Genomic DNA, 6,435 nt, shown 5'->3' with positions numbered 1-6,435 from the left:
AGATGATGGCCTCTCCCGATGCCCGCCTCGCCAAGCTGACCGGCTTCTCCGAAAAGGCCGTGCGCCCCCGCCGCCACGCGCAGGGCAACGCCAACCCCTATCAGCCCGCCCCCTACGGCATCTATCCCACGGGCGACGGCTGGATGGCGCTGGCCATGTGCCCGCTGGCAAAGCTGGGCGATCTGCTGGACGCCCCGCAAATTGCCGCCTTTGCGCAGGCTGATGCCTTCACCCGGCTGGATGAGATCAAGGCAGTCGTGGGCGAGGTTCTGAAAACCCGCCCCCGGCAGCATTGGTTGGAGATCCTCGGCGCGGCGGGTGTCTGGTGCGCCCCGGTTCTGGATTGGCCTGAATTCGCCGCAAGCGAGGGCTTTGCCGCGCTCGATCCCCTGCAAGAGATCCGAACCGCCAGCGGCGCCAGTGCCCGCACCACGCGCTGTCCCATCCGCATCGACGGTCAGACCCTGCGCAACCCGGCCGGGGCCCCTGCCCTTGGCGCCGATACTGCCGCGATCCTGACGCCATGACCGCGCCGCTTGCGGGCATCACGGTCATCGACTTCAGCCAGTTCCTCTCTGGCCCCTACGCCGCGCTGCGCCTCTTGGACATGGGCGCGCGGGTCATCAAGGTCGAAAACCCGGATGGCGGCGATCTCTGCCGCCGACACTATGTGTCCGACACAAGGATCAAGGGCGACTCCACGCTGTTTCACGCCATCAACCGGGGCAAGGAAAGCATCGTCCTAGACCTGAAAACCCCGCAGGGACTGGCCGCCGCGCGCCGGTTGATTGCCCAAGCGGACGTGATGATCCAGAACTTTCGCCCCGGCGTGATCGACCGGCTTGGCCTGTCCTACGATCAGGTCCGCGCGATCAATCCGCAGATCGTTTACGGCTCCATTTCCGGTTACGGCGAAAGCGGCGATTGGGCCGTCCTGCCCGGTCAGGATCTGCTGGCGCAGGCGCGCACCGGATTGATGTGGCTCAGCGGGAATGCAGGTGACGGCCCGGTGCCCGTGGGCCTGCCCATCGCCGATATCTCTGCCGGGGCCTGCCTGACGCAGGGCCTGCTGGCCGCACTTTTTCGCCGGGAACGCACCGGCCTTGGCGGCCATGTCCAGACCTCGCTGCTGGAGGCGCTGATGGACATGCAGTTCGAGTTTCTCAGCACATGGCTGTCCAAGGGGGAAACCCCGCCGGAGCGCATGGAACAGGGATCCGCCCACGGCTACCTAGGCGCGCCTTACGGCGTCTATGCCTGTGCGTCGGGGCATCTTGCGCTGGCCATGACACCGCTGGACCGGCTGGGCGCGGCGTTGGATCTGGACCTGAGCGGCGACCCGTTCAAGGACCGCGAGACCCTGTGCAGGCGCATTGCGCAGCGGCTGACGGACAAGCCCGCCACCGCATGGGAGGCCGACCTGGGCGCGCAGGGGATCTGGTGCGCGCGGGTGCTGACATGGGACGAGATGCGCCGTGATGGCACTGAGATGGTGCGCCAGATGCTGCCTCCGGCCTTGCCGATCCGGATGGACGGCCAGCGCCCGCCCCCTGCCCCGTCCGGCCCGGAACTGAACCAGCACGCCGCAGCCTTGCGGGCCGAGTTTTCGCTGGATTGAAGTGCCGGGGAACCCACCGGTTCAGACTGTGACACCGCCTCAGGCGTCACCCGGCTTGTGCGCAGCGGCCTCGACCATCGCCGCTCCGATTTGCTGGTGCCCCTGATCAATAAGGATTTCACCAGCGTTTCGAATGTCATTCGGCACCTTGTTCTGGCTCAGCTTGACCTTGCCAACCAAGCGATCAATCACGATCTCCAGTCCAACCACGGCCTTGACCATGGTGTCGATATAGTCCTTCGGGGCATCGCCCATCTTCCACGGAACCGGTTGGCCACTTTCATGCGTGCGCGTCAGCCGGGCGACATTGCGCCTGACAAACCCCTCATCGTCCCGCACCGAGATCCGGCCATGGGCATGTGCCACGCGGTAGTTCCATGTCGGCACCTGCTTGTGATGCTCGCGTTTGCTTGGGTACCAGTTCGGCGAAACATAGGCATCAGCGGAGCGGAATACGACAAGCACCCCGTCCCCGGTTGCGATGTCCTGCCAGACCGGATTGCTGCGCGCGACGTGGCATCGAAGGGTGCCGTTCTCTCCTGCCGTTCTGTCCAGATCGAAGGGGATGTGATTTGCGTCGAGCCCACTCTGTCCGTGGGTGATCAGCACGCCAAGGGCGTTGCTTGCGATCAGATCATGGAGAACGTCCAGGTCTGGTTCGGCGAAATGCGGCGGAACATACATGCTGTTTCCCTGTGGTTGATATGAGGCCGTGGGGCCGTGGCGGTCGGGCCGCAGGTCATGCGTTTCAATAGACATTCCTGTCGGATTCCAGCACAGCCATCGAAAATTCGACCGGGGCGTCCCCTGCGCAGGTGTAGCTGTGCCTCCGGTCGGTCACCAGCCTGACCGCTTCGCCAGCATTGAGGGTGACAGACGTATCGCCGACCGTCACGCCAAGGCGCCCGCTGATGACGGAAATGAGTTCGCGCGTGCCAGGACTGTGCGCGTCGGCATCGTAGGTCTCACCCGGCATGAGGGTCCAGGACCAAAGCTCGAACATCGTCGCCCCGGTCAGCGCGGCAGTCAACTCTGCCTTGCTGCCCGCAGGCGAAGACCAGAGCGTTACCGGCGTGGTCCGTTCAATCGGAAGATCCGACGTTTCTGCGCTTCGGTCGGCCAGCAGATCCGTGACAGACAGCGACAGGGCCGCCGCAAGACGACACAGCACGCCGATGCTTGGATTGGCCTTGCCCTGCTCCAGTGCCACAACCGTACCCTTGGAAATTCCGGCCCGTTGCGCCAGCGCATCGAGGCTGAGCTGACGCCCCCCCCTGAGCAGGCGGATACGCTTGGCGAGGGCATCGCCCAGTTCACGTTCGGTATCTTCTACGGCGATTGTATCGGTCATTATATTGACTACCCTGCGGAGATCCCTTACGGTCAATATAATGACCGCCCCATCAAGGCAACCGAAAATGGCGGCTTCAGCCACCCAAGGACCGCATGCATATCGAGACCAAAGCCAATCGCGTCAGCCGCAACACCGATCCCGAGACCGGGGCGGTCTCGACGCCTTTGCCTATCGGCACGACCTTTGAACGAACCACCGGTGGAGGTTTCCCGACCGGGTGCGACAACACGCACGACGCCCACCCGACAGGCAGCGGCTTGAACCAGTTTAACCTATCAAACGTCCGGACCTTTCCCATGCACGTCATCCCCCACATCACCTCGGATATCTGGGTGCAGCGCCCGGACTTTCACTTGCTCAGCATCACCCTGCGCCACGCGCAGGTGCAGACCGAAACCAGCACCGCGCTGTCGGAACTGCTGGCAGAGGCCGAAGCCTCTGCCCGGCAGGACGACGCTCTGCGGGACGCTCATCTCGCCGCATGGGGCGAAGCCTACCGTGGGTTCGGAGCCAAGCCGAACCGCACACCGTGTTCTGCGGCCGCCCTGCTCAAGCGTACCCGCAAAGACGGCACCCTGCCCCGGATCTCACCACTGGTGGACGCCTACAACGCCGTCAGCGTGCTCTACGGGGTGCCCGTCGGCGGCGAAGATCTGGATCGATACGCGGGCCGTCCCCGCCTGATCGTCGCCAAGGGCGATGAACCCTTTGACACCAATCAGAACGGCGCGCCCGTTGTCGATCACCCCGATCCGGGTGAAATCGCGTGGTGCGACGAAAGGGGTGTGACCTGCCGTCGCTGGAACTGGCGGCAGGGCCACCGGACCATGATCACCGCGGAGTCGCGTGCGCTCTGGCTTGTTCTCGAGGCGCTCGCGCCCATGACGCCGACGCGCTTGCAAGAGGCCGGATCGCGGCTGGAAGATGTGATTTCCAGCCTGTGTCCGACCGTCGAGATCGCCACGAGCCATCTCGACCAGATGACCGCGAACCTGTCAGCCTGAAACCCGGTGCGCCAATGTATTGCCCAGCAAAATCCTCTGAGACCGACCACAACACCCTTGTCGGCATGATGCGCAGGATCGGCGTCGCGACCTTGGTCACACCAACGCCCGAAGGCATTCATGCGACGCAGGTGCCGGTTCTGATGCGCGAGGTCGAAGAGGGCCGCCTGATCCTCGCGGCCCATGTGGCCCGCGCCAATCCGCATTGGCGCGCCGCCAGAGAGGCGCCGAGCATCGCCATCTTCCAGGGACCGCACGCCTACATGTCGCCGGCGTGGTATCCGACCAAGCAGGAAACCGGCAAGGTCGTGCCAACCTGGCTTTATGTCTCGATCCATGCCCATGGACGGCTGAAGGCCGTTCAGGACGACGTCTGGCTGAGACAGCAGGTCGGGGACTTGGTCGATGTTCACGAGGCCGGTCGCGAGCAACCGTGGCAGGTCTCTGACGCCCCGGAGAGCTACATCACAGGCATGGCGCGGGGCATTGTCGGGCTCGAGTTCGCCGTGGACCGATTGGAAGGTGTCTGGAAGCTGAACGAGGAAGAGAACGACGCCGATCTCCGAGGAACCTTGCGCGGGCTGGAGGCCGGAGCCCCCGCCGCGCAGGAGCTTGCCAAGGAGCTTCTGGGCAGGACGCGACACTGAGATCGGGGGGAATTCCCCCGATCTTGCGGGGATGCGGACCTAGAATGTTCTCGGCAAGATGGCTGACGATATCATGGACCGCCTCGGCCACGACGATCGGCCGATCCGTGTGAGCCACCAGACGGGCGACGTCAAGTGATCAGCCGTGACGGTCAATTCGAACGACTGGCATAGCGCCCACCCAGTCAGCTCAAGACGCAGGCCGCCCTACGCAGGACGGTCCCGAGGCCGGATTTTCCCGCCGGACCAATCCCTCCGCCAGCGCCCGGAGAGCGTGCATGGCCGCGCAGAAACTGGTGATTTGAAAGCTGACCTGAGTATTTTCGCGCACCTATGGCAGTATGACCTTGCCTTCCCGGTTGAACGCAAGATCCGAGTGGCCGTCCTGTTCCGCAGCATTGTTTGCAGCGCCACCGGCGTCATGAACTCGCTGATGAATGGTCTCGTCGCCCGACGGCGCGCACGGACTGACCGCTCGCAGCGCGTTGCCCGGCAGAAAACCCGGCCAGGTTTCGATATCCTGACAAAGCCGTTGCAAGACGTCCGGTTGTGCATCGCTCTGATCCTGCAACGCTCGACATTCTTGCTGTCATCGTTTCGCGGATCATGGAGCCAAACGGAGGCCACACCCCGGATGGATATAAATTAATTCATTTAGATTGACATTGGCCTGTCGAGACGTATCGTGAATTCTTGCGGAAACGCGACTCGAACGCGCTGCTGCGCCTCGAGAGCGACCCGGTCGCCCATCGCACGCGGTGCGTACATCGCCTGTGTTTCACAATCGTGGGGCCGGAAAAACAGGGAGGATATCATGAAGTTCAAGACGCTCATTCTGCTGGCCGGAGGGCTGCTGGCCCCAGCCATCGCCGCGGCGCAGTCGGACTACCCGACCCGGACCGTAACGATGATCATTCCGTTTTCGGCGGGCGGGTCCAACGACACAATCGGGCGTTATCTTTCCGAGCGGCTGGCTTCGGAATGGGACCAGACCGTCGTGGCCGAGAACCGGCCCGGAGCAGGTGCCGCCGTGGGCGCGAACTACGTCGTTCAGTCCGACCCTGACGGCTACACCTTGATGTTCGTATCCGGCACCCTGACCACGACCGGAGCGACCCGGAAAAATCTGCCGTTCGATCCGATCGAGGATTTGCAGCCTGTGGGAATTGGCGCAATCGGCAAGATGATCATCGTGACGGGCAACCGTCTGCCATTGCCAAGCCTCCAGGCCGTGGCCGACACCGCCAAGCAAGAGACCGTGTTCTACGGGACGACGGGGATCGGTAGCCTGACCCAGTTCGCGGCCGAAAACTTTGCAAACGTCGCGGATATCCAGATGGAACCCGTGCACTATGGCGGCGGAACCGATGCCCTGCTGGATCTGGCGGGCGGACGGCTGGACATCTACACCGGCTCTGTAACGCAGGTCCTGTCGCAGATCGAAGCGGGCAATGCGACGCCGGTCGCCGTGTCCAGCAAGACCCGCGCCAGCGTGCTGCCAAATGTTCCGACAATCGGCGAGGCCGGTTTTCCGGGGGGCGAAACGGATGTCTGGTGGGGCGTCTTCGCGCCGGCGGGCACGCCGGATGACATCGTCCAGAAGATCAATAGTGACATCAACAAGGTCATGAACTCTGCCGACGGTGCCGCCTTTCTTGAGAAACTGGGTGCCGAGCCCGCCAAGATGTCCGTGGAAGAATTCACCTCGCACGTCCATGCCGAACTTGAGAAATGGACCGAGATCGCGGGCCGTCTGGGGCTGAGCGTCGAATAGGCGCACAAGACCGGGAGCGGACGTTCGCCTGAGCGCCG

At 63.6% G+C, this 6,435-nt stretch carries 8 protein-coding genes; 6 read left to right on the top strand and 2 right to left on the bottom strand.

What is annotated here, in order from left to right:
* Both ACN0S5_RS16365 and ACN0S5_RS16360 read left to right on the top strand, forming a co-directional pair.
* A partial coding sequence (locus ACN0S5_RS16365) for a CoA transferase (RefSeq protein ID WP_417209809.1) occupies positions 1–527 on the top strand: 527 nt, incomplete at its 5' end.
* Entirely contained in the window at positions 524–1,618 is a 1,095-nt protein-coding gene (locus ACN0S5_RS16360) for a CaiB/BaiF CoA transferase family protein (RefSeq protein ID WP_417209808.1), read from the top strand. The genes ACN0S5_RS16365 and ACN0S5_RS16360, both read left to right, overlap by 4 nt.
* 39 nt (positions 1,619–1,657) lie before the next feature.
* On the opposite strand, the gene ACN0S5_RS16355 is transcribed toward ACN0S5_RS16360, so the two are convergent.
* Positions 1,658–2,302, bottom strand: a complete 645-nt coding sequence (locus ACN0S5_RS16355; protein WP_417209807.1) for an FMN-binding negative transcriptional regulator — start codon at positions 2,300–2,302, stop codon at positions 1,658–1,660.
* Positions 2,303–2,366: 64 nt separating this feature from the next.
* Entirely contained in the window at positions 2,367–2,969 is a 603-nt protein-coding gene (locus tag ACN0S5_RS16350; protein WP_417209806.1) for a helix-turn-helix domain-containing protein, read from the bottom strand.
* A 299-nt stretch (positions 2,970–3,268) separates the two neighbouring features.
* Between ACN0S5_RS16350 and ACN0S5_RS16345 the strand changes: the two genes are divergently transcribed.
* The 4 genes from ACN0S5_RS16345 (at position 3,269) to ACN0S5_RS16330 (ending at position 6,397) form a co-directional block, all read left to right on the top strand.
* Positions 3,269–3,976: a B3/4 domain-containing protein gene (locus ACN0S5_RS16345; RefSeq protein ID WP_417209805.1), complete on the top strand. Its 708-nt coding sequence runs from the start codon at positions 3,269–3,271 to the stop codon at positions 3,974–3,976.
* Positions 3,977–3,990: 14 nt separating this feature from the next.
* The gene (locus ACN0S5_RS16340; RefSeq protein WP_417209804.1) at positions 3,991–4,623 is read left to right on the top strand and encodes an FMN-binding negative transcriptional regulator; all 633 of its coding nucleotides are present in this window, start codon (positions 3,991–3,993) and stop codon (positions 4,621–4,623) included.
* 301 nt (positions 4,624–4,924) lie between these two features.
* A complete protein-coding gene (locus ACN0S5_RS16335; protein ID WP_417209803.1) occupies positions 4,925–5,272 on the top strand; it encodes a hypothetical protein in 348 nt (115 codons plus the stop codon).
* 165 nt (positions 5,273–5,437) lie between these two features.
* Positions 5,438–6,397 carry a Bug family tripartite tricarboxylate transporter substrate binding protein gene (locus ACN0S5_RS16330; RefSeq protein WP_417209802.1) on the top strand — a complete coding sequence of 320 codons (960 nt, stop codon included), beginning with the start codon at positions 5,438–5,440 and terminating at the stop codon, positions 6,395–6,397.
* Positions 6,398–6,435 lie beyond the last annotated feature (38 nt).

Origin of the sequence: Antarctobacter sp. (assembly GCF_048262615.1) — a bacterium.
Classification (GTDB): domain Bacteria; phylum Pseudomonadota; class Alphaproteobacteria; order Rhodobacterales; family Rhodobacteraceae; genus Antarctobacter.
The sequence above is the reverse complement of the archived record's forward strand: the minus strand, read 5'-3'. Positions and strand labels throughout refer to the sequence as shown.

Excerpts from the sequence above, each read along its gene's own strand:
- ACN0S5_RS16345 (WP_417209805.1), top strand. The coding sequence starts at position 3,269 with ATGCACGTCATCCCCCACATCACCTCGGATATCTGGGTGCAGCGCCCG.
- ACN0S5_RS16360 (WP_417209808.1), top strand. The coding sequence starts at position 524 with ATGACCGCGCCGCTTGCGGGCATCACGGTCATCGACTTCAGCCAGTTC.
- ACN0S5_RS16355 (WP_417209807.1), bottom strand. The coding sequence starts at position 2,302 with ATGTATGTTCCGCCGCATTTCGCCGAACCAGACCTGGACGTTCTCCAT.
- ACN0S5_RS16340 (WP_417209804.1), top strand. The coding sequence starts at position 3,991 with ATGTATTGCCCAGCAAAATCCTCTGAGACCGACCACAACACCCTTGTC.
- ACN0S5_RS16350 (WP_417209806.1), bottom strand. The coding sequence starts at position 2,969 with ATGACCGATACAATCGCCGTAGAAGATACCGAACGTGAACTGGGCGAT.
- ACN0S5_RS16330 (WP_417209802.1), top strand. The coding sequence starts at position 5,438 with ATGAAGTTCAAGACGCTCATTCTGCTGGCCGGAGGGCTGCTGGCCCCA.